Below are 24506 nucleotides of genomic sequence, written 5' to 3'. Positions count from 1 at the left end.
TTTTCTTGATGTTTTTAAACAAAAGGCATTAATTCGCTGGTGGATTTTATCTAGCAAGACACTTTTATATAACTGTGAAAAAAAATTGAGTGTAGTGATCACAGACAGGTGTAATAACTGAAAGGACTCAACTATGAAACCGCCTAGACAGACTCCTTTTTGCCGGAGGGCTTATATCAAAGACAAGCACCCGATGGCTCATTTGCAAGATGAGAACGTCATATAAATGTTTTCCTTGCCGTATTTATCTACATAATTCCAGATTATCTGATGTACTAATTTACAGCAATTACCGTACAACAGTGCCAATGCTAACGCCCGAAATCCCGCCAGAACCGCCACTAATACCAATATGCTTAGAGGATGTGCAAGGGGTCTGAAGCCCAATCGTCCGAAAACGCACGGAGAGTGCATTTTTTGATCAAATTGTGGTTCAAATAACAGCTGTGACACGCTTTATATCCCTATTTTTGAAAGAAACCTACAACAAAAAACATTATCATGAATTGAAGTTAACATTCTTCTCATTCAATAAACCTACAATTAAGTGATTTTAATATGATTAGTTTTTTTAAAGAAAAAATAAATATTCACTCTGATAATTTACAAAGTGCCATTGCTAAAAAAATAAACAATAAATCATTATCTAGTAAATCGTTGGAAAAATTGGTGAGTATAGCAAATACTCAGTATGAATTTAAAAATGGAGAGAGTGAGTTTATACTCAGGGATACCCCTTGCATTGCTAATGTAAATTATGAAAAGGTATCTAGGTTAATCAAAGACATTAAAAACATTAAATCTGTCAAAGATGATTCCTTTATCAAGTCTCGAATTTACTCGTGGGAAGTCAATGCGAAAGAATTGTTAAAAACAAATCATGAACCTAAGGAGGAGAAAAAGCTATTGGGTAAAGGATCAAGAGGGGCTGTATATAAAGATGGAGAGTCTGTTATAAAGAAAACGAAAAACTTAACACTTAATGAACTTTTTCACGAAGGAAATATGTGCAATGAATATAACATAAAAAAAGGGAGTTTTCAAAACGCAGCCACTATAGTAGGTAACTGCATTGAAATGCCATTTATTAACGGCAACACTCCAAATTTTCAAGACACACTAATCGGAGTTAACTATCTCTTTGAAAATGGATTTTTTATGGGTGATGCAAACCCATCCAATTTTTTGAAAACTCCAGAAGGCAGCGTGGAACCCATAGATTTCGGACTTGTATTTAAGCGAGATGAATTAGAATGCATTGATGATGAAGTGAAAAAAAACATAATTTCAGACTATATTAAAGGTGGCTTTAGATATATTCCAAGCGAAATCAAGAAAGAATATAATTCATGCATTGTAAAATTAGATGATATTCTTGGGAAAGATAGCCCAACAAGAAAAATAAACATTAAAGCGCTTTCAAAAGCAGGATTACAATATCCATGAACAAACATTTTTTGCAGCATCAATATATTATAGAGGGTAGGTCTTGAACCCTCATGAGTTCACATATCTGTGCGACAGTATGTTTTTTTCATCATACTTCTCGTGAACCCAATGATGTTCAGTTGGCCCGTTTCTTTCTGCTGGATGAAGCGGGTTCGTGAAAAATCAGCAGACAGACTCTGACCACGTCTTTCAGGGCTGGTGTAAGTATGCCTGTAAAACGTACCATTGTTCCTGTCTTGAATTCACTTTTAGAGATCTACTGAGTATGTCCCTTGAGGAGATCGCTATACGTAAGATCGATTCACTAAACACCAAATCATCACCGTTCTGAAGTCCGTCGGAACGGTTTAACCGAACCTACCGGACAGAAATACTGGATTTTTATCTGTTCAGAATCCTGAGTGACGCACAGGAGATCACAGATCGCTGGCTGACGGAATATAACAGCGAGCGAGCTCATGAGTCCCTGAATAATCTAACACCGGAAGAATACCGGCTGAGAAACAGGAACTATCAAAAAGTGCATGGAACTAAAACGGGTGTGCTTACACTGGCATCAGATGAACAGTGCTCATTACTTGAAGAACTGCTACAAATGCCTGATGGAGTGCGCACTTCACGTTTTGAACAGGGAAGGGAAGACGTCATCAACCATAAGATGAGTTCTCTGGTTGTTTCTTGATATATGTACGATGGAATATGCCAGGAACTTAGCTGTGGTCCCATAATTGCTACATTCTGTAGTTATCGTAAAATCACAACTCAACTTTAGCAAACCGTAAACTTATCTGTAATTCATAGAAAGAGAGCGACGCATGAACTCAATAACATAACGAACCCAGTCAATTTAACATAATATACATTATGCGCACCAAGATAAGAATATGTGAGGTTCCCGATGTTTGCCTTAATCCTTGTCCATTGCGGTTTATTCTTATTGTTCGTTATTCCAAGTTCATTTCGGCTTTGCTTATCCCAGCTAAAAACTAATTCCCAATCATGGCTTCACCCTTAGTGAATGTGGCCTATATCTTTTACTGACCTGCCTGTATGCCGGATAACCGATGAATAATTTAATGCTTTCGCTCACTCAACTTGTTCATTCGAATTCTTCAGTGCTTGCGAACCCATTTTAATGTGAGTGACCTTACTACCAATTGACCAATTACACAGCGTTAAGATTAACTTTAATCGAGATGATGACGGGATGCTCATACTATTCATTGCTGCCCATCGCGGCAAACCCTGCCTATTTTCGATCGCGCTACGTGAAATCTGATAAAAATCACCTGCTATGACCTTGCTGATTTCACGTAGCGACATCATTTATTGGGTGACTAAATCAAACGGTGGTCGATTATTCAAGCAATCATCGATTATTTTTAATACACCTTCGTCATCGTTTGTCGGTGCAAGGTATTTCGCCGCTTGTTTTGCCGCCGGGGAGCCGTTTTTCATAGCAAAACCGTATCCTGCGTGCCTTAACATCTCCAGATCGTTACCGCCATCACCCATTGCCATTACTTCATTATCCGCAATCCCGTAGATGCGTTGAATCCGCTTGATACCATTAGCCTTATGATTCCCCGGAATTATCAGGTCTACAGATCCATGCCCACTGGAAACTGTTGTGACAATGTCACCTATTTTTTGTGTTATTTCATCCATCAGTCCACTGACATCATCTTCTTCATAGCTAAGAGCAAACTTGAAGATAACGTCATCGATCTGTGTATAATCAGCCACTGTGTCGAGATGGTGATAATAGGTACGCATTCCAGTAAAGAAATCGGGATCGCCAGTCTCCAGCATATAAGCGCCCTTTTTACCGCAAACCAGAAAATTTACTCCCGATAAGGTACTGATGCATTCCAGCACCTGAGCAACCTGCGCAGAAGGTAGGTTTCCACAGTAAACTTCCTGCTTTTTATCAACGATATATCCACCATTCTCAGCCACATAGGCTATTTGATCGTCAATATCATCGAAAAAACTTTTCAACTGATAGTATTGGTTGCCGCTGGCCACAACAAATTTAATACCCCGCTGTAATAACTGCTGATACAGTTCTCTAAAGCGCGATTTATTATACTGACCATTGCTGTTTAGAAAGGTGCCATCCATATCAACTGCGATAAGTTTGACGCTCATTGAAACTCCTTGCGGTATAGGATAATCAGGATAAAAAATAACTGGCGCTGCTGTACCCGCTGGCACAATTGCCACTCAGTTAAATCTAATACTTTAATTTAAAGGCACCTAAAGTAATAATCAGGAATGCGGCCGCAACCATAGAGAATGCCACATACAGATTAGAAAGATGCGCTATCCAGCCAATCAGCGCCGGACCGCCCAATACGCCGAAGTAACCTAAGGTCGCAACCATTGCTACAGACATATTTACCGGCATAACTTTTTCCTGTCCCGCTAAAGTAATCAAGACAGGAACAATATTCGCTGCGCCAATACCGACGAGTGCGAAGCCACACAGCGCCATCACCCACCCAGGTAACAGTACAACCATCAGGTAACCGGCAATTCCAAGCAGTCCACCCAAAATTAACACGCGTTTGCGCCCCAAAGCATTAACCACCGCATCACCTGTGACGCGCATTAACGACATGGCGATGGCGAATACGGCAAAGCCCCAACCAGCATGTTCGACTGCGATCCCGCGATCTTGCGTCATAAAAATTCCGCTCCAATCGAGTATCGCACCTTCGGCCATGAAGCAAATCATTGCCATTAATGCCATCAATATCAGACGAAAATTCGGTTTTCCTCTGGGTTCGTCGCCCCGTCCTTCTTCACCGCCAAAAGGTAATAACGAGCGATATGACAAGGATGTGACTAATGTAATCAAAACGATAGCGAAAAATGTACTGCCTTGAGGCATAACGCCAATACTGAGCAACATCGCGCCGCCGCCAGCACCGACAATTCCGCCAACACTCCATAAACAGTGGAAACCTGACATGAGGGATTTTTTTGCCGCTTGTTCAACCAGCGTACCCTGAACATTCATCGCCACATCAGCCAAGCCGATGCCCATGCCAAAGACAAACAGGCTTAAGGCTAACATCCTGATATCACTGAAAGTTGCTAACAGCGGTAGCATCAAACAGTAAAGACTTACCGAAGCAACAATCACTGCCCGACAGCCAAAGCGACCAATAATCCGTCCGGAACACAGCATTGAGAGTAACGAGCCACCTCCTAGACATAATAATAATAAGCCAAGATCTTTTGCTTCAGCCTGAGTTCGCATCTGGGCGTAAGGTACCAGCGCTGCCCACATTCCCATCGCCATTCCCGTGACAAAAAATACGGCCCGAGTGGCAATTCGGTTGTTTGGAGTCCCTACCGCGGCTTTTCCCAATGACATATACAGAGAATCCTTATCTTACACGTTAAAGGCTGTCTGGTTACAAAGACGCCATAGTTAATAAAAGACTTTTAAAAAGTGAATTCATTGTGGCCGTCGCGGGATAAGATGTCAAACGTCACGACGCTAAAAACGTCGTGGTGATTAAAAATAGGGAAGTTAAAGCTCGAACAGACGATGGAAATTGTAGTTTTGTAGCGTCAGTTCTGCGATACCTTGCAGATAATCCTGACGAATAGAATGGCGATAAATGAGCGTCGGCATGTGTTTTTCTGGAATATGCTGATGACAAATACTTAGAATATCAGCAAGTTGTGATTCATTTATCTTAGGCCCGGAAATGGCCACTGTAACCGGATTGATTATCGCGGCCAAAGAAACAATGGTCTGGGCTATCTCTTCAGTATCCGGTAAAAGAGTCTGATAATTAAACGGTAAATGGGAAACTTCACCGGCAAAGTTATTAGCACCATGTAGCACTTTACCATTAATAACAATACCGCAGCCGGTGCAAGGCAGTTCAGGTTTATATATATACGCGACCGGAGCGCTGACTCCAGCGCAGCTATTACGATAGAAACCGTAGGCGGTATAATTCATATCATTACCTGCCTGAGAAAAAATACCGAATTTTTCCTCTAACTGCTGCACTATCGTTATCCCGGTGAACAGTGAAATATCGCACGAAGCTACGGTTCCATTTTCTCCCACGACACCCGGCAACCCAATTCCTATTGCTCGAACTTTGGGATATTTAGTCAATAGCGCATCAAGGGTTTGGTAAAACGTGGCAAGTCCCAGCGGCTGAAATAGCAGTTCACCTTGGTCTAAAGTTTCTCCGGTAGCTGAACTCAGCGACCAGATAATTTCTGCTGAGGTATCACTGCCCGCGGCATATAAACTGAGAACGGAAAAATAATCGGGATTATAAGCATAGCGCTGTGCTGGCCTGCCCCCGCGAGATTCTTCAAATTCCAACGCCAACACTTCCCCACTCAGTGATAATTCGTTAAGCACCGCGCCGCAGGTGGCAATACTCAGACTCGTGTTTCCAGCCAGCTCGCCTTTAGTTGCCGTACCCAGTGATTTCAAGGTGTTGGTGACCAACACGACATTGTTGATTTTCATTTCACGGGTGGTGCGGTTTAACGGAGTATTCATTTTACCTCATCAACTGCTGTAGTAAATCTGGGGTGGTTTAGAAACTGCTTCGATGATCCTGAGGGGTAAGGATAGATATTCTTACTAAGCTTATCAATCTAAACCATTTAACTGACTGGGTCAGTGATCCTCCCGTTAACACGACTTAAGACAATTTAGGCTGATAGAGTCACATTGTAGTATTCTTGCTCACGAGGTTAACTGGCTATTGGCATAAAGGACATGAATAAACTCGGCTTTGATATCCAGCCCATCGACAGATTTACTGTCAATCGACGGAAAAATATTGGCTGATGTATCTCATCCTATCCCTAAAATGATCATCGGGTCGTAGCGACTACATTGGCTTCTCAACCGGAGTTTGAAATAATAATTCTATAACTAAAAATCCTATTCGTAATGTTATTAATATGATTCGCTGTCATTTCAGCCAGTTTAAGATGCGAAGATGTCAATTTAGTCGAAATACAATTCTGTAACACCCTAGGCTCCGTAAATGCTACTCTTAGAATTTATGGGGTTTTACCCCCGCATATATAACCCTCTTAAATAAGTAACCCATCACGTTCAGAAATGATATTTAATGGTTATTAAATCCAACCTCCATTAGAAGTGTTATATAACTTTTTTAATCCTTATATGTTATTGATTCTATTAAATACGATATTGAGATAGTGATATAAATCAGTAACCACCTGAACCATAATTTAAAATCAAACTTGCCCATTCGATTAAATTAAATTAATGTAAATCTCAATCGGCGTTAATGGACAGCAAGATGAGTAAAGTTATTTTAATCATGCACAAATAACAAGGAGCACTTAAATGGAAAACTCTCAATTAATAAATATAGATTATAATTCATACCGTAATGTGAAAGGATTCAATAAACGCGTTAGGTTTTTGATTCTCCACTATACCGTAGTTGATTTCACAGGTTCGATCACCGCATTGACTGGGCCGCTAGTCAGTTCGCATTATTTAATTCCAGATCCTATGGACCCTGGCTATATAGCCGCCGGTTTTGACGAGCTGCGTATATTCAACTTAGTAGATGAGAATGACCGTGCCTGGCATGCAGGCGAAAGCCGCTGGCACCAGAGAACCAATCTCAATGACAGTTCAATTGGTATTGAGATTGTTAATCAGGCATCTGATAATAAAGGTAATTTTACCTTTCCACCCTATAATGATGAGCAAATTGAAGCTGTAAAAGATTTGGCGCTTAACATCTTACAACGTTATCCGGATATATCCCCCACTCATGTATTGGGCCACTCAGATATTTCATTGGGACGTAAAAGTGATCCCGGAGCTGCCTTCCCGTGGTTTGAACTCTATATGTGTGGCGTCGGAGCTTGGTATGATGATGAAACCAAAAAAGAATATTTATGCCAGTATAATAACTCCATGCCAAATAAAAGTGAAATTCTAAAGTTATTTAATACTTATGGTTACGATACCAGCAATGCTGATACTAACATAGGTTATGAGATTTTAATTCGAGCTTTCCAACTACATTTTCGCCCAGAGTGCTATGACGGGAAAATGGACGAAGAAACGCTCGCAGTCCTTTCAGCCTTAGTTAAAAAGTATTTCCAATCTGAATTATAATTCAAGGTATTTTATTTTCACATAATCTACGATAACAAATAAAAACATAATATTCTGATTGAAGTTTATTACTCACAGCACTACAAAGCGACACTCTAACTTATCAATATAGATTTACCAAAATATTAAACAATAAATTATTCTCTAACGTTTCTGGCGCCATTCATATGGGCGCCAGACTTTTATCATTTCATTATCACTGCAAATATGGATGCGTTACGATTCATTTTTGTCTGAGGTAAGTGGAATCGATGATTTTTAGTGAGATTCTCTTGCAACCTGTTATTTACCCTTAATGTATTAAATCACTCGGGATAAAGGCCGTGGCTTGTAGCGAATCAAAGCGAAATTATATTTATCTCCGGTATTATATTTACCTGCACTGTCAGTGCCCTTCTTGCTTAATCTTGATGAACCTGCCTCTGATAAAGCAACAGAAGATAACGGTACCTACCGGTGCGTTCGGTGACTATTTAACCACCATCACCCCATTGAGTTCCGACTCTTTTCAAGTAATGGTAATTATATCGAGATAAAAATTATCCGAGTATGCTAATGATATAAAATCAGTTATCGCCCCACTTTATTGGTAAGGAACGGAATATGATCGTTTTTGTCACAGGTGCAACCTCCGGTTTTGGCGAAGCCATTGCCCGTAAATTTGTCAGCCACGGCCATCAAGTGATTGCCAGCGGACGTCGTTTAGAAAAACTGGAGCAACTTAAGAACGAATTAGGTGAAGCCCTGCATATTTTGCGGTTAGACGTACGTAATCGCGCCGCCATTCAGCAGGCTATTGACGAATTGCCTACATCACTGCGAAATATCGATGTATTGGTAAACAACGCCGGTTTGGCATTAGGTTTGGAGCCCGCGCACAAAGCCAATGCCGATGATTGGGAAACCATGATCGATACCAATACCAAGGGTTTGGTGAATATGACTCGCGCGTTGCTACCAGAAATGGTCAGCCGGAATATTGGCCACGTGATTAATATTGGCTCTACCGCGGCAAACTGGCCATATGCCGGTGGCAACGTATATGGAGCCACTAAAGCCTTTGTGAAGCAATTTAGCCTGGGACTGCGAGCGGATTTACACGGAACGCGTATTCGCGTGACGGATATTGAACCCGGATTGGTCGGAGGAACCGAGTTTTCCTCCGTGCGCTTCAAAGGGGATGATGAAAAGGTGAATAAAACCTACGATGGAGCTAACCCATTGATGCCAGAAGATATTGCTGGCGCGGTATATTGGGTAGCTACCCTGCCTGCTCACGTCAATATTAATACGTTAGAAATGATGCCGGTCAGCCAATCATTCGCTGGATTGAACATTCATCGAGAGTCATAATACGTGGTATCGGATCGAGCGCAGTGAAGTCACTGCGCTCTATTTTCACTGATTACTTTCATTCGTTTCCGCTAATTAACCCGCCAACCAGCCACGATAATCAACATACCTATCAATGCAATACCTGCACCTAACCAGTCAAGCATTGACAGTTTTATGCCATCTACCACTCGCAGCCAGATTAAGGCTGTGGCCACGTAAACACCGCCGTAGGCCGCATACACTCGCCCACTTGCCGCCGGATGTAGCGTTAATAACCAGACGAACAGGCCTAAACTTGCCGCAGCCGGTAATAGCAGCCAGGCCGATGCCCCTTTCCTCAACCAGAGATAAGGCAGGAAACAGCCTATAATCTCTGCGAGTGCAGTGGCAAAAAAAAGTAATGAAGTCTTCAACATAACAACGAGTTTTCTCTCTAAAGGTTAAATGACTCTGCGGTAGTGGGTACATCGTCACAGAGCAATGATATAGTTTATCTATAAGTTTGTATGCTTAAACAAAATGAGTCACTTAACTCATCGATAAAGAAGGATTTAATGATGAAAAACAATCGATTGCGTATCGCATTGCGCGTTCTGTTACCTGCTGCGGTATTGATGCTACCTTTATCTTGGATCTCTATGGCGCAAGCGCAATTGAGTCATTGTTCGCAAGGAAGCACCTGCGTTACCGTTGGTGGCAATAATGCCAATGATCCTCTGGCGAAAGAAGCCGCCCGTCAGAGCAAAGAGCAGTGGGATGAAACCCGCCGCCTACGTAATAAGGTTAATACGCGTAAAGAGAAAGATTTCGACAAATACGATGTTGCTGAAGATGCTAAGGATAAATGCCTGAGCAGCTCTAATTTTAATGCCTATTGGGAACCTAATACCCAGCGTTGTTTAGACCGTCAAAGTGGCCATAAGATTAATCCTTAATAGGTAAGAAAGGTGCTTTTTACTTGAAGTTCAGGCTGTCTGAACTACTATTAGCGACACAAGCAATTCATCCTAAATAAGGACTTACTGATGAAAAAAACGCTTCTTATCGGCACATTGTTACTGGCGGTTGCGCCTTTGGCCGCACAGGCATCTTGCGAAAGCGTGAAAGCGGATATTGCGCAAAAGATTATCAATAACGGTGTACCGGAGTCTGGTTTTACACTGGAGATCGTACCTAACGATCAGGTTGAAAAAGCTGGCGGTCAGGTTGTTGGGCACTGCGAGAACGATACGCAAAAAATTGTTTATACTCGGATTACCAACGGCGAATAGTGTCGTTAAGTTATATCCGTCAGGGCGCGCGGGTTGCGCCCTTTTCTATTTTTACAGTTTCTCAATTCCACAATTCCTCGCGGTGATCCCGTCTAAAGTGCGCTGTTCCTCCGTTCAGTAATAGGGTTTTCTCTTCCTTCGCACATGCCCATTGTTCTTTTTATGGAACACTGTGGCTTAATTTGACCTACTTATCACTTATTGGAACTTTATCTATACTTTATTGCACAGTTGCTCAGCGGAATTAGCAGCTGATTACACGCTGTTTGGTTGGTTTATATCAACCAACGGTCATTCAGGTAGTAAACAATGGAGTGAGAAATGAACAAACCATATGTACGTCTCGATAAAGACAATGCAGCTGTGTTGCTGGTAGATCATCAGGCGGGTTTGTTGTCTCTGGTGCGGGACATCGATCCGGATAAGTTTAAAAATAACGTGTTAGCATTGGCCGATCTGGCTAAGTATTTTAACTTACCGACCATTTTGACGACCAGTTTTGAAACCGGTCCTAACGGCCCGCTGGTTCCTGAGCTGAAAGCTCTGTTCCCGGATGCCCCTTATATTGCCCGACCAGGACAAATTAACGCTTGGGACAACGAAGACTTTGTTAAAGCGATTAAAGCCACCGGTAAGAAACAGCTGATTATCGCGGGTGTGGTAACCGAGGTTTGCGTGGCTTTCCCAGCACTGTCCGCGTTAGAAGAAGGTTTTGATGTATTCGTGATTACCGATGCTTCCGGCACCTTCAATCCGTTAACTCGCGATGCTGCATGGGATCGTATGTCTGCCGCCGGTGCGCAGTTGATGACATGGTTTGGCGCCGCCTGCGAATTGCACCGAGACTGGCGCAATGACGTAGAGGGTCTGGGCGCGCTGTTCTCCAACCACATTCCTGATTATCGTAATTTGATGACCAGCTATTTTACGCTGACATCTGAAAAATAACGCTAAGTCTCTTTCTCCCGCCTTGCGACCAGCTTTTGGCGGGAGCTTCTTGCTTGTTAAATCCTTCCATTTTGCTTTCTTTGTGCTTCTTTCATGAATACTTCCCACATTTTTCGCCGTATTGACCCAGGCTAAATATTCACTAGCCATTCACATCAGGCCAAGTAACAATGGTGGTCTGAATTCAATCAGTTAACTCGCGACGCATGAAAAAACCACTCCACCATTATTTTTATCGCGCCATGCTACGGCGATTGCTAATTGCAATCATGCTGGGAATGACTTCGGCGGTCATTGTCTGGCTGTTCCACCGCGGCATGTTGGGATTAGAGTGGCTGCTATTTGCCCGTACCGATGGTAGTTTGGTGGCCGCTGCCTCCTCGATTTCTGGCTGGCGGCGTGCGTTGACGCCGGCGCTGGGTGGATTAGTCGCAGGTGGCGTGCTGTGGTTATTCCAGCGCTATCGCCATCAGCGGCCCGCAGCCCCTACTGATTATATGGAGGCAATCGAAGTCGGCGATGGTCGTCTCGATATGTCTGCCAGTCTGGTTAAGTCTTTCGCTTCTCTTTTGGTGGTATCAAGCGGTAGCGCTATTGGCCGCGAAGGCGCCATGGTGTTGCTGGCGGCGCTTTTTGCATCGGTTTTTGCTCAACGCTATGCCAAAGCTAACGAGTGGAAACTGTGGGTCGCCTGCGGCGCGGCCGCCGGTATGGCCAGTGCTTATCACGCCCCGCTAGCGGGTAGCCTATTTATTGCCGAAATTCTGTTTGGTACTTTAATGCTGGCTTCGCTAGGCCCTGTGATTATTGCCGCAGTGACGGCGCTGTTAACCACCAATATGCTATTAGGCGAACAGGCACCGTTATATCAGGTGCAGGCGCTTCCCTCTCCGTTACCGATGCAATATCTGCTGATGGCCACATTGGGCGTGATTGCCGGATTTAGCGGGCCGATCTTTCTGAAAGCCATGACCGCCAGCGGTAATGCTTTTCGTTCCCTAAATTTATCCCTGCCGCTTCAGTTGGGGCTGGGGGGAATTATCGTTGGTTTACTGTCGCTGATATTTCCTGAAGTGTGGGGGAATGGTTATAGCGTGGTGCAATCGATGCTGGCAGTACCACCGGGAATATTGCTGATTGGCGGGATTCTGATCTGTAAATTAATTGCGGTATTAGCCAGTAGCGGTTCTGGTGCGCCCGGAGGGGTATTTACCCCGACGTTATTTGTCGGGGCAGCCTTAGGAATGCTAATTGGGCAGATTTTCGCCTTATGGCCACCTTTAGGTGAACATATTGCCCTGTTGATGGCGCTGACCGGCATGGCCACGCTGCTGGCAGCCACCACTCATGCGCCGATTATGGCGGCACTGATGGTGTGCGAAATGACTGGCGAATACACGCTCTTGCCAGGCTTATTATTATCTTGCGTAATCGCAACGGCAATTGCCCGCTGGATAAGACCGATATCGGTTTATCATTCGGGATAAGCCGCCGATTTAGCGGAAAATATAACCGCCAGAATCGGATATAAAATAAAAGAGATATGAGGCAAAGATTATATCTGATTCACTCTTTAATCAGCGGAGATAAATCAAGATATTTAACCAAGTCGCGCTGTTCTGGCCGAGGTAAATAAGGCAACTCGCCCAATTGTGGCGCAGGTATCTGGTGGCGTAATACATCAATAGTTTCCGCATAGTGCGCCAAACCCGGATTAATCCTATTAGCAACCCAGCCTAATAAAGGTAAACCAGCATTGATTATTGCCTGAGCCGTTAATATAGCATGATTGATACAGCCTAATTTAATTCCTACCACCAAAATAACCGGTAATTTCTCTTTCACTACCCATTCGGAATAAAAACGCTGATCGTTCATCAACACGCTCCAACCACCGCAGCCTTCCACAACGACACTATCAGCCTGTTGCTCTAACGCGGCTAACCCGGCGCTCATCCGGTCATAGTCGATCAGGGTTTCAATGCTGGCATGGATCACATCCTCATGCAGTGGGAAAGGATTCACCGCCGAATAATCCAGCGCAATGGATGATGAAGCCTGCAACACCAAGGCATCTGCGTTACGCAGCCCGTCCGCTGTTTCTTTGCTTTCGGTGGCAACTGGCTTGTATCCCGCAGCATTCTTACCGTGCTGACTGAAAGTTTGCAGTAAAGCCCGAGACACCACCGTCTTACCCACGGCGGTATCCGTTCCAGTAACAAATACACGCGTTAACATAAAGGAATTACTCCGCAATTTTGCCGTTTTAACTCAAAATAGTCCCGCCGAACCTTGGCGAAATTGTCGATTGGCTTAAAAGTCTAGGCGATGACGAAGATAAACAGCTTGCGTTAGCGCAATGTTTTGCCGGACTGGAATGTTTTTTTTAGCTAACTGGCGGATGGCGCGCGTGTAATTAGCAGAGAAATAGTGTTTAATACCTATTAATAATTAACTCTAAGTTATTAGCAACAGTGGATTAACCCTGTAGCAATTTCACTAATAAAGAGCCGTTATATAACGCCTCTTTAACCAACGCCGCTCCGGGCATCGTTCCTTGATTATAAAATCGGGTGGACTCTACTTGAATATTTTCACTGTAAGCCGGCAATGCCTGCTGACGAATACAAGATTCAATTGCCGGATGTAAAATAGAAGACGCCAGATTAAGCGGCGAGCCGACTAATATTTTCTCCGGATTAAATAAATTGACCATAATAGCCAGAATCCGACCAACGCTGTGACCCACGCCCAGAATAATATCTTTGGCTAACTGATCGCCTGCCATTGCGGCGGCACATAGCGATTCCACCGTTAGTGGAGAACTGTGTAGCAATGAACTCATAGAGCCATTGAGCCGCTGTTGGGCGATTTCTAGCATATTTTCAATGCTGGCAACGGTTTCCAAACAACCATGATTTCCGCAATAACAGCGCTTACCATAGGGATCAACCTGAGTATGGCCGATCTCGACTACGCTGCGATTACCGGCGTGGAGTACCCTACCGGCGGTGATCACACCTGCGCCAACGTTATGGTCAATCACCACTTGAATGACGTTCTGGCTCCCTTTGGCAGCACCGTATAAGGCTTCAGCCATAGTCCAAGCACAAATATCATGCTGAAGGAATACCGGCAGACCGGTGCGCTGCTCCAGTTCGGGACCGAGGCGCATCTCATCCACATCATAAAACGGCATTTTATGCACGATACCTGCAGGTGCATCAATCATGCCTGGCATGGTAATCGCGATAGCGGTCAGACGTTCCAGTTTTTCCTGATGACGAATAAAGAATTGGTCAACTTCGTTAAGAATGCGGTTGAGCAACGGTTCGGGATGGGAATCTGGCAGTGGGAGTAAATCCTCAACCACCAATTTACTGCTGAGATCCCGCAGCGCAAGAGTGATGCTGCCATGGCTGATGCGACCAGACAAATAGTGCCAGGCCTCGGTATCCAACACTAGGCCGATAGCCGGACGCCCGCGGCTGCCTACATCCTGAAATTCGGTTTCTTTTACCAGATGAGCTTCAACCAGTTCCCGCACAATCTTGGTAATACTGGCGGGCGCCAGCTGCGCGCGTTTCGAGAGTTCGATGCGGGATATTGGGCCAAAATGGTCGATCAGGCGATATACCGCCCCGGCATTGGTCTGCTTGATTTGATCAATATGCCCAGGCTGTCCATCCGTAATCACAAAACCGGCTCCTTCTTTGCCACTTACCGAGTATTTTCGCGCTTCTAAATAAATATTAACGGCTATGTTGGGGCTTTTGGCATAAGGCGTCAACTATTTGATTAGTTATGTGATTTACTGCACATATTCCCAGTACATATCACCTTTTAAGGCGTTTATTCAAACAGGTTCCGCCACCGAATCCGGTATCATTAAACGAATCAACGCGTCAGCGGGAGCCGTAACCGGACGATGACGATGATTGACCAACCACACCTCGGTCGTTGCCTCTGGCTCATCCAGCGGCAGGTATTTCACTCCGTCCACTTTTACCCGCGTAAAGGAGGCAGGCAGGATCGAAATCCCCAGACCGGAAGACACCAAGCCGACGATGGTCATAGCTTCCCCCACTTCTTGCGTGATGTAAGGCATAATGCCGCTACGTGCCAGCAAATTCAGGATTTCGTCGTACAGTGCCGTACCGACCTCGCGGGAGAAAAAAACGAAAGGTTCCTGCGCTAGCATATGGAATTTCAGCGTTCCTAATGGCTCTGCGGCCAGTGGGTGTTCCTCGTGGACTACCGCGACTAAAGGCTCCCGTAGCAACAAACGATGCTGTAGGGCATCGGGCAAACGCGTATTGCGCATAACGCCCAGGTCCAGACGCCCATCGAGCAGCGGTTCAATCTGCTGTTTGGTATTAACTTCCTGCATTTTAATATGAACATGCGGATGCAACTGCCTGAATATTCGCAGATTTTTTGATACCACGCTGATAAAGGGCGCGGACGATGTAAAGCCGATGGTCAGTTCACCCAGCTCACCTCGGTGCAGCCGCCCCGCTTTTTCCGCAGCGCTATTGACCTGCGCCAAAATCTGGTAAGCCTCTTTGAGAAATAGCTCTCCGGCCTGTGTCAGGCTAACGTTACGGTTATTCCGAGCTAACAGTCGGGCGCCTATTTGCTCTTCCAAAATCTGAATCTGCTGGCTCAGCGGCGGTTGCGAAATCCGAAGTCGCTCCGCCGCCCGTCCGAAATGCAGCTCTTCAGCGACAGCAATAAAATAGCGTAAGTGTCTGAGTTCGATTGACATGAAAATCCATTAATAGGTTAAACGTCTTATTTCCAATTATTAATATATTAGACAAAAAACTGCGCTATTCCTATGATCACAGTGTTCCCCCTTTCTATGGGGCGAACAGACTGTTTTATAGTGGTTTTTTGGATAAGGAATGAAAGTGAACACCTCTTTGCGCTCTGCGAATTCTGTAGCGCCGACACCGGCAGCCAATGATGATACTGCCTCTGCCCGCCACACCTCGACTTTACCTATTAATAAACGCCCTTACATCCAACGCGGCACACCGCAGTTTATTCGCGTAACGCTGGCTTTTTTCTCCGCCGGACTGGCGACATTTGCCTTACTGTATTGTGTGCAGCCTATTTTGCCTTTGCTGTCGCAAGATTTTGGTATTTCCCCCGCCAGTAGCAGCTTATCTTTATCTACCGCTACCGGAATGCTCGCGGTAGGATTGATGTTTACCGGCCCACTTTCCGACGCGATTGGCCGCAAACCGGTCATGGTGGTGTCATTGATGCTGGCAGCGTTCTGCACGCTGGTATGTGCCTTTATGACCAGCTGGCACGGCATCTTATTAATGCGCGCATTGATCGGTTTATCCCTCAGCGGCGTGGCGGCAGTGGCCATGACCTATTTAAGCGAAGAGATTCATCCCAGTTTTGTGGCGCTGTCGATGGGGTTGTATATCAGCGGTAACTCGATTGGGGGAATGAGCGGACGCTTGGTTACCGGTGTTTTAAGCGATTTTTTTTCCTGGCGGGTATCGCTGGCGGTGATTGGGCTGTTTGCGTTGGCCGCCGCTTTCATGTTCTGGCGTATTTTGCCGCCTTCCCGACACTTTCGTGCCACTTCGCTACGCCCGAGAACGCTGGCGATTAACTTCAAACTGCACTGGCGCGATTCCGGTCTGCCTCTGCTGTTTGCCGAAGGTTTCCTGATCATGGGCAGTTTCGTCACCTTGTTTAACTACATCGGCTATCGCCTATTGGGAGAACCTTATGGAATGAGTCAGGCGCTGGTTGGCCTGCTGTCCGTTGTGTATCTCACCGGTTCCTACAGTTCCCCTAAAGCCGGCGCCCTGACCACTCGTTTTGGTCGTGGTTCAGTCTTGCTCTGTTCAATAGGCCTGATGTTGGGTGGCGTATTGATTACCGCATTTTCATCGGTTATCGCAATATTGATTGGGATGATGATATTTACCGCCGGTTTCTTTGCAGCACACTCCGTTGCCAGCAGTTGGATTGGCCGCCGCGCCAGACGTGCTAAAGCGCAGGCATCTTCTTTGTATTTGTTCTGCTATTACGCCGGTTCAAGCGTCGCAGGCACCTTGGGAGGCATCTTCTGGCTGAATCTAGGCTGGTACGGCGTTACCGGATTTATCGCTTTGCTGTTGCTTATTGCTTTGGCCGTCGGCCAGCGTTTACGAGTGTTACCTGAAGCTGCACCTATTTAAATACTGAATATTGACCTTTGTGGCTCTGGCCATCAGCCAGAGCCTATTTACCCATATTCACATCTAAAGGATTATTTTCTGGAGAATAATAATCAACGTCAGTTCGATCAAAAAAATAGCGAACACCCAAAACCGTTGATACCGAAAAGTCAGACATATCCATCCGATAGCCGCCCCCGTATTCTGCTACACTACTCGGCCAGCATGTAAGTTAACCCTATGAAAAAATTAATCTAACCGCTCTATTAATCATAATGTTGAACACTGAGCCGCCCTTCGTTATGCATGAATAATTGAGCACTATCCTTGATGTTTTTGCACTGTTGCTTGTATGAGCACTGTTATTTTAGAGAAGCACAATGTATGTTGTAACTAAGTTGGCATTTTATTGAGATGGACCTATGGATAAGTACGATTTGATTTTGAGAATGAATACCCATTTTAACCAACTGGAATCCTCATTGGAGTCGCTCCACCAGCAGCTGGCTGAATTTCCATTATTGGCCGCTCAAGTTTTCACCCTGCCCGATATCGAAAAAGGCCAGGAACATGAAGCGATTGAACAGATTAACGTCACGCCAGTAGTTGGAGAAGAAGCCCGCGAATTGGGTTTGCAGCATTTCCGTCGCCTGTTTATTCATCATAATAAGCAAAATGTCAGCAGCAAAGCGGCCGTTCGCCTACCCGGCGTATTGTGCTTCGCTTTGGATAAGACGGAATATCGGGACTGTATCACCCTGATTGAACATATTAATCAATTGAAACATCAGTTGGAGCATATTATTACCGTTGAGTCCGGCCTACCCAGCGAGCAACGCTTTGAATTCGTTCACACTCACCTGCACGGCCTGATTACGCTAAATACCTACCGCACCCTCACCCCGTTGATAAATCCAAGTTCAGTGCGATTCGGCTGGGCAAACAAGAATATAATTAAAAATATAACCAAAGAGGATTTACTGACTCAGCTAAATAAGAGCCTAAATGCCGGCCGCGCCGTGCCTCCCTTTACCAAAGAGCAATGGGCCGAATGGGTGAGTAAAGAAATTGCCGACGTGCAAAGATTACCAGAAACCGCAAAATTGAAAATCAAACGCCCAGTCAAGGTTCAGCCCATTGCTCGCGTCTGGTACCAGGAGCAGCAAAAACAGGTGCAACACCCCTGCCCTATGCCGTTAATTGCCTTATGCCAAACCGAGTTAGGTGCAAGCATGCCTAAAATTGGAGAGCTACCCAATTACGATGCTGCGCAGATTAAGCACAAACATAAACCACAGGCTAAGCCGTTACGATTGTTAATTCCGCGTCTGCATCTTTATACAGACCTCGAATGAGTCAAGCGGCTTATCCGCTTATAAGAAACAAGGGTTTATTTTCCTATTATCAAAATAAACCTTAACTTAAATCATTTAGTTACGCGTAGTGATGCTATGAGAAAAAATTATCTATATCTCTCTGGCAGTCTTATTATTTATTGCTATGATTAATACTCATCGCACACAATATAGATTATTAATTGTGTGATGAAAATGTTTTACTTTGATAGTTAAATACAAAATGATAGCAGGCTAATAAATTCATCCAACCGCATAATGCCTTGATTACTCACAAAAAATATAACAAATTGATTGATCACGTTAAAAACATAAATTGATATGCTCTCCACCTTGATTTATTTAAATAGCTCAATATATTGCTTTTTATTTTCATAACCAGAATCATGCATATTTATAATCCCGAGTTAATAGAGCTCGATATTATTTATATTTATCACAGCGTTTCACGGCGCAATGCCATAATCCTAATATGAATTGGAAGGTATACTATGCCATTAACTAAGACAAATACTCAGAATCCTATTCGCGGAATTGTTAACCCTACCGCCGCACAACGAAGAGATTGTCAGGACGTTATCGCTCTGCTTGATTATGCCGACCTTGGCCGTGGCCCCGGGACGTTACATACTGTGGGCTCTGCGCGTCTCGATATGCAAGGAAGGACGGCGGCAGGAGATGCCAATATTCAAGTTCAAATAGGAACCGGTACTGTGGCTGCAGCCATGATCGCGCATTCCGTTCAAACGATCACAGATCCTATCAATCAAAGAGGCGCAGTGAATGCCTGCATTTCCGTATTGAATCAAAGTATGGATACCGGAATGATTTGGAATTTGACCGGCACCCTGCCTTAAAGCAACGGCGGTCATCTCAAACATGAAAAGCGCCAGCTTTCCCATCGCCAGCGCTTTAATCATGAATATTTATATCATTAGCTTAAGGAAGAGCTAACTCTTCATACTACCTACCATCTCTTCTGGTTTTACCCATTCATCGAATTGTTGATCCGTCAGATACCCCAGTTTCAGCGCCGCCGCTTTAAGCGTCAGCCCCTCTTTATGCGCCTTCTTGGCAATCTCGGCCGCTTTGTCGTAGCCGATATGGGTATTCAACGCCGTTACCAACATGAGTGATTCATTCAGCAGTTGGGTAATACGATCCCGATTCGGTTCGATACCTGCGGCGCAATGCTCATTAAAGCCACGCATACCGTCAGCCAGCAAACGAATTGACTGTAGATAGTTATGAATCACCATTGGTCGGAACACATTCAGCTCAAAGTTACCGGACGCGCCACCAATATTCACTGCCACATCATTCCCCATCACCTGAGCACACAGCATGGTCATGGCTTCACATTGGGTCGGATTAACCTTACCCGGCATGATAGAGCTGCCCGGCTCGTTTTCCGGAATAGCAATTTCGCCAATGCCACAACGCGGTCCGGAAGCAAGCCAGCGCACATCATTGGCAATTTTCATCAGAGACGCCGCGAGACCTTTCAGCGCACCGTGTCCATGAACCAGTGCGTCACAGGTCGCCAGCGCTTCAAACTTATTCGGTGCGGTCACAAAAGGTTGCTGGGTCAGATTCGCCAGTTCCTGAGCCACACGCCCTGCGTATTCCGGATGCGTGTTCAAGCCAGTCCCTACCGCCGTTCCCCCAAGCGCCAGTTCACAGATATGGGGAATGGAGGCTTCGATATGATGCAGACTGTAGTTGAGCATCGCCGCCCAACCGGAAATTTCCTGCCCCAACGTAAGTGGCGTGGCGTCTTGTAGATGGGTACGACCAATCTTTACGATACCTTTATAGGCTTCAGCCTTATCCTCCAGCGTTTTCTGTAATACTTTCAGCTCCGGTAACAGATGCTCACGCACCGCAATCACCGCCGCGACATGCATTGCTGTCGGGAAGACATCATTGGAACTTTGGCTTTTATTCACATCATCATTAGGGTGAATCCGTCGTTCATTGCCCCTGACGCCACCCAAAATTTCACTAGCACGATTAGCCAGTACTTCATTCATGTTCATATTGGTCTGGGTGCCAGAACCGGTTTGCCAAATGGAGAGAGGAAATTCATCAGGATGCTCATCCGCCAGCACTTCATCGGCGGCCTGAATAATGGCAGTGCCCCGCTCTTTCGCCAGCAGCCCTAAATCCATATTCACTTTAGCGGCAGCGCGTTTAGTCAGCGCCAACGCATGAATAAGCGCAGTCGGCATTTTCTCTTGGGAGATACGGAAATGCTCCAGTGAACGCTGCGTTTGCGCGCCCCACAGGTGGTCAGCGGGTACTTCGATTGGCCCCATTGAATCTTTTTCAATGCGAGTGGCTGCCATGACTCTCTCCTTAGCACAGATAACAAAATGATTCGGTGTCGAACATCAGCGACAATAACAGCCGCTGATGAGAATAATTATCATGCCATAACAATCATTCTCATTATGAGACCGGGTCGCCTTTATTGTAGGTCTGGGTGATAACTTTTATGTTGATTTTTTGTAAACTGTCGATTGAGCCGTTTCCGAACATCGCCTATACCCTATGGCCCACCAGCCGTTTGGCGGCAATACGCCGGCGTTCAGCTCTCTGTCATTAATCTGTATTTTTATTAACAAACTTCATTACCAAACCATCGACCTAAGTTATCAATTAACGGAAACCTTCTTTTTATACCGCGGTTTTTAGCCGTTAAAACGACCAAAACATCAGCTCCAATAACACTGATGGCTTCTCTTCCTTGCTATCCTTCCTATTGGAGCGTCGCGCGAATTTACGGCAAAAAGCACAATTCCCGGTGTGGAATCCTTGCAACCCATCTAACCTCATTGTTTACTAGCTTATATTTTCAATCTGGCTTGAATTCCTTTCAGCCACTGAGACAGCAGACCTTAATCATGCAAAAGATGATCAATGCAGTACAACACTACGCTTGGGGCAGTACCGATGCCCTGACCCGTCTTTATGGCATTCCTAATCCGCAACATATCCCGATGGCAGAACTGTGGATGGGCGCGCATCCTAAAAGCAGTTCAAAAATATTAAATGCTCAGGGGCAGCCACAATCTCTGCGCCAATTTATCGATAGCGACCCGTCTGGCCATTTAGGGGATGCAGTCGCTAAACGTTTTGGTGAGCTACCCTTCCTGTTCAAAGTGCTTTGCGCGGCTCAGCCACTGTCTATTCAGGTTCATCCTAGTAAGCAGGCAGCGGAAATCGGTTATGCCCGTGAAAATGCCGCCGGTATTCCTTTAGACGCCGCCGAACGTAATTACAAAGATGCCAACCATAAACCGGAGCTGGTTTATGCACTGACGCCTTTCCACGCCATGAATGGTTTCCGCACGCCAGAGCAGTTAGTCGAGCTATTGCAGCCGGTGTCTGCGGCGCATCCGGATATCGGCGCTTTCCTGCTTCAGCCGGATGCGGAACATCTGGCGCTGCTGTTTGCCAGCCTGTTGAGTATGGAAGGCGAGCAAAAAGCGTTAGCGCTAGGCGTATTGAAATCCGCGCTGAACAATCAGCGAGGCGAACCTTGGGATACTATTCGTCATATTGCGCAAATCTACCCTGACGATAGCGGCTTGTTCTCCCCCCTATTGCTGAATGTGATTACCCTACAGCCGGGTGAAGCCATGTTCCTGTATGCAGAAACGCCGCACGCCTATCTGGATGGCGTGGGTCTGGAAGTGATGGCCAACTCGGATAACGTACTACGCGCCGGGTTAACGCCGAAATTCATCGATATTCCCGAGTTAGTTGCTAACGTGAAATTTATTCCTAAGCCGGAGTCGGCGTTACTCACCGCGCCGAAGGAACAGGGTAACGCGCTGATTTTCCCGATCCCTGTGGATGACTTTGCCTTTGCCATTCATCGCCTGACGGACGAGCCGGAAAACGTTGAGCAAAACAGCGCGGCGATTATCTTTTGTATCGACGGACAGAGTATTGTGCAAAAAGACTCACAGCAGATTGTGCTACAGCCGGGGGAATCCTGCTTTGTTTCCGCCAATGAATCCCCTATAAACCTCCGTGGTTCTGGTCACATTGCGCGGGTTTACAACATTATTTAACTAATTGGTGTTACAAATCTTTCTTATTTGTTGCCAATCAGTAGCTATTGCATTCACAATAACGCGCTTATGGGCGTTATTGTGCCCACAACCGCGTTCAACGTATTGAATTTGCTGAATTAGAAAAGGATGAACAGAACCATGAAAAAATCGTTAGTGGCTGTCAGCGTTATTGTCGTTCTCGGCGCTGCATGGACAGGTGCCTCTTGGTACACCGGCAAATTAATGGAACAGCGGATGGGTGAAATCGTCGATAACGCCAATTCGCAAATTAAACGACTGGCGCCACAAGCCGGTCTGAAACTGGCTTATACCGATTACCAACGCGGAACCTTCAGTAGTAAAGTCCGTTATATCCTGCAACCAGACGGGACTATCACCGGCGAAAATGCAGTGATGAAGCCAGGTGAAGAGATCGCCTTTATCGAAACTATCGATCACGGTCCTTTCCCAATGGCTCAATTGAAGAAATTCAATCTGATCCCTAGCATGGCATCAGTTCACTCCGAACTGGAAAACACCGCAGCGGTTAAAGCCCTATTTGACATCACCAAAGGCAAATCACCGTTTACCGCTGATTCGCGTATTGGTTATAACGGTAGCACCGATTCTGCGATCAAACTGATCCCTATCACCTACGAGAAAGACGGCCTGAACCTGAACTTCTCTGGTGCCAGCCTTGACGCTGCTTTCTCTAAAGATATGCGTGACATTAAACTGAGCGGCGAAAGCGATAGCATCGTGCTGTTCAAGAAAAACGAAATGGATCAGGTAGAAACCTTTACCGTTAAAGGTCTGAGCCTGAAGAACGACAGCAAGACCGGTAAGTTTGATCTCAGCATCGGCGACCAGAATCTATCAGTCAAACAAGTTCTGTTGAGCGTGGAAGGCAAAGAAGCGCTGGTTCTTGATGGTTTTACTCTGACTTCGCAGATGGGCGAGTCTGACAAAAGCTTGAACGGTAAGCTGACCTACACGCTGGACTCCCTGAAAATTCAGGGTAATGACTTTGGCTCCGGTAAGCTGAACTTTACCTTTGCCGGTCTGGACGGTGAAGCAGTGAAGAACTTCACTACCTCATACAACCAAATCGCTATGCAGGGCCTGCAAACCGCTAACATCGATCCTGAAACTTACCAGTTGCAGATGACCGAGCTGGTTCTGACCAAGCTGCCAAGCCTGCTGAAAGGCGATCCTAGCTTCAGCATCTCTCCGCTGAGCTGGAAAAACAGCAAAGGCGAAAGCGCCCTGAAACTGGACGTAGTACTGGCCGATCCAAGCAAAGTGACAACGCCAATCACTAGCCAGGAAGAAATCGTGACGCGTGCGATCAAGAAAATCGACGCTAACCTGACAATCCCAATGCCAATGGCGACCGAACTCACTACTCAGGCTGCACGTTTGCAAGGTTACAGCGCTGAAGAAGCCGCTAAAATGGCCGTTCAGCAGGTTCAGGGCATTGCCGCTATGGGCCAGATGTTCAAACTGACTACCACCAAAGATGAGGTTATCAGCAGCAGCTTCAGCTTCGCTGATAACAAAATTGATCTGAACGGTCAGAAAATGACGCTGCAGGAATTTGCCGGTCTGTTCGGTATGTTTGGCGGTATGCCGCAGGAAGAAGAAGCACCGGCTGCTGAAGCCCCTGCCGCAGAGTAATATCGATTCAGATCAATAAGTCGCTTACCCGCAGGTAACGGCTCAGTGGGCTAAAATCG

The 24506-nt window shown here is 45.6% G+C and carries 20 protein-coding genes and 1 pseudogene; 13 read left to right on the top strand and 8 right to left on the bottom strand.

From position 1 onward, the window contains the following. The first annotated feature begins 558 nt into the window (after positions 1-558). Together AD970_RS09795 and AD970_RS19620 are read left to right on the top strand one after the other, a co-directional pair. Positions 559-1446: a hypothetical protein gene (locus tag AD970_RS09795; RefSeq protein WP_049598334.1), complete on the top strand. Its 888-nt coding sequence runs from the start codon at positions 559-561 to the stop codon at positions 1444-1446. A 343-nt stretch (positions 1447-1789) separates the two neighbouring features. Continuing rightward, positions 1790-1983, top strand: a pseudogene (locus AD970_RS19620) (integrase core domain-containing protein); the annotation flags it as partial. Positions 1984-2775: 792 nt separating this feature from the next. Here the strand turns inward: AD970_RS19620 and AD970_RS09790 are convergent. From AD970_RS09790 to AD970_RS09780, 3 genes are all read right to left on the bottom strand, one after another. Next, positions 2776-3600, bottom strand: a complete 825-nt coding sequence (locus tag AD970_RS09790; RefSeq protein ID WP_049598332.1) for a Cof-type HAD-IIB family hydrolase — start codon at positions 3598-3600, stop codon at positions 2776-2778. Positions 3601-3685: 85 nt separating this feature from the next. Beyond that, entirely contained in the window at positions 3686-4834 is a 1149-nt protein-coding gene (locus AD970_RS09785; RefSeq protein ID WP_049598330.1) for an MFS transporter, read from the bottom strand. Between the two features lie 159 nt (positions 4835-4993). After that, positions 4994-5995, bottom strand: a complete 1002-nt coding sequence (locus AD970_RS09780; RefSeq protein WP_049598328.1) for an ROK family protein — start codon at positions 5993-5995, stop codon at positions 4994-4996. Positions 5996-6820: 825 nt separating this feature from the next. On the opposite strand from AD970_RS09780, the gene AD970_RS09775 reads away from it, so the two are divergent. Further along, positions 6821-7609: an N-acetylmuramoyl-L-alanine amidase gene (locus AD970_RS09775; RefSeq protein ID WP_049598326.1), complete on the top strand. Its 789-nt coding sequence runs from the start codon at positions 6821-6823 to the stop codon at positions 7607-7609. A gap of 603 nt (positions 7610-8212) precedes the next feature. Next, positions 8213-8962: a bifunctional NADP-dependent 3-hydroxy acid dehydrogenase/3-hydroxypropionate dehydrogenase YdfG gene (gene ydfG / locus AD970_RS09770; RefSeq protein WP_049598324.1), complete on the top strand. Its 750-nt coding sequence runs from the start codon at positions 8213-8215 to the stop codon at positions 8960-8962. 71 nt (positions 8963-9033) lie between these two features. On the opposite strand, the gene AD970_RS09765 is transcribed toward ydfG, so the two are convergent. Next, complete coding sequence (locus AD970_RS09765) at positions 9034-9360, bottom strand: YnfA family protein (RefSeq protein WP_049598323.1); 327 nt, start codon at positions 9358-9360, stop codon at positions 9034-9036. A 141-nt stretch (positions 9361-9501) separates the two neighbouring features. On the opposite strand from AD970_RS09765, the gene AD970_RS09760 reads away from it, so the two are divergent. The 4 genes from AD970_RS09760 to clcB all read left to right on the top strand — a co-directional run bounded on the left by AD970_RS09760 (position 9502) and on the right by clcB (position 12650). After that, positions 9502-9879: a DUF1283 family protein gene (locus tag AD970_RS09760; RefSeq protein WP_049598321.1), complete on the top strand. Its 378-nt coding sequence runs from the start codon at positions 9502-9504 to the stop codon at positions 9877-9879. Positions 9880-9969: 90 nt separating this feature from the next. Next, entirely contained in the window at positions 9970-10215 is a 246-nt protein-coding gene (locus AD970_RS09755) for a DUF1161 domain-containing protein (protein WP_049598320.1), read from the top strand. A gap of 321 nt (positions 10216-10536) precedes the next feature. Then, positions 10537-11163, top strand: coding sequence for an isochorismate family cysteine hydrolase YcaC (ycaC, locus tag AD970_RS09750; RefSeq protein ID WP_049598318.1), 627 nt, complete (start codon positions 10537-10539; stop codon positions 11161-11163). Positions 11164-11369: 206 nt separating this feature from the next. After that, positions 11370-12650, top strand: a complete 1281-nt coding sequence (gene clcB / locus AD970_RS09745) for a voltage-gated ClC-type chloride channel ClcB (protein ID WP_049598317.1) — start codon at positions 11370-11372, stop codon at positions 12648-12650. 79 nt (positions 12651-12729) lie between these two features. Here clcB and bioD read toward each other — a convergent pair whose 3' ends face one another. The 3 genes from bioD to AD970_RS09730 form a co-directional block, all read right to left on the bottom strand. Further along, positions 12730-13401 (bottom strand): dethiobiotin synthase, encoded by a 672-nt coding sequence (gene bioD / locus AD970_RS09740; RefSeq protein ID WP_049598316.1) that lies wholly within the window; start codon positions 13399-13401, stop codon positions 12730-12732. Positions 13402-13642: 241 nt separating this feature from the next. Then, entirely contained in the window at positions 13643-14860 is a 1218-nt protein-coding gene (gene mlc, locus AD970_RS09735) for a sugar metabolism global transcriptional regulator Mlc (protein ID WP_049598314.1), read from the bottom strand. A gap of 159 nt (positions 14861-15019) precedes the next feature. Next, positions 15020-15931: a LysR family transcriptional regulator gene (locus tag AD970_RS09730; RefSeq protein ID WP_049598313.1), complete on the bottom strand. Its 912-nt coding sequence runs from the start codon at positions 15929-15931 to the stop codon at positions 15020-15022. A 145-nt stretch (positions 15932-16076) separates the two neighbouring features. Between AD970_RS09730 and AD970_RS09725 the strand changes: the two genes are divergently transcribed. From AD970_RS09725 to AD970_RS18845, 3 genes are all read left to right on the top strand, one after another. Then, positions 16077-17372, top strand: coding sequence for an MFS transporter (locus AD970_RS09725; protein WP_049598402.1), 1296 nt, complete (start codon positions 16077-16079; stop codon positions 17370-17372). A gap of 401 nt (positions 17373-17773) precedes the next feature. Then, positions 17774-18706, top strand: a complete 933-nt coding sequence (tus, locus tag AD970_RS09720) for a DNA replication terminus site-binding protein (RefSeq protein WP_049598312.1) — start codon at positions 17774-17776, stop codon at positions 18704-18706. 491 nt (positions 18707-19197) lie between these two features. Further along, the gene (locus tag AD970_RS18845) at positions 19198-19563 is read left to right on the top strand and encodes a hypothetical protein (RefSeq protein ID WP_072080628.1); all 366 of its coding nucleotides are present in this window, start codon (positions 19198-19200) and stop codon (positions 19561-19563) included. A gap of 93 nt (positions 19564-19656) precedes the next feature. Here AD970_RS18845 and fumC read toward each other — a convergent pair whose 3' ends face one another. Then, entirely contained in the window at positions 19657-21054 is a 1398-nt protein-coding gene (fumC, locus tag AD970_RS09710; RefSeq protein WP_049598310.1) for a class II fumarate hydratase, read from the bottom strand. Positions 21055-21612: 558 nt separating this feature from the next. Here fumC and manA point away from each other — a divergent pair. Then, positions 21613-22788 (top strand): mannose-6-phosphate isomerase, encoded by a 1176-nt coding sequence (manA, locus tag AD970_RS09705; RefSeq protein ID WP_049598308.1) that lies wholly within the window; start codon positions 21613-21615, stop codon positions 22786-22788. A 141-nt stretch (positions 22789-22929) separates the two neighbouring features. Continuing rightward, the gene (locus tag AD970_RS09700; protein WP_053215269.1) at positions 22930-24447 is read left to right on the top strand and encodes a YdgA family protein; all 1518 of its coding nucleotides are present in this window, start codon (positions 22930-22932) and stop codon (positions 24445-24447) included. Positions 24448-24506 lie beyond the last annotated feature (59 nt).

It is taken from the genome of Yersinia nurmii (assembly GCF_001112925.1).
Taxonomy (GTDB): Bacteria; Pseudomonadota; Gammaproteobacteria; order Enterobacterales; family Enterobacteriaceae; genus Yersinia; species Yersinia nurmii.
The sequence above is the reverse complement of the archived record's forward strand: the minus strand, read 5'-3'. Positions and strand labels throughout refer to the sequence as shown.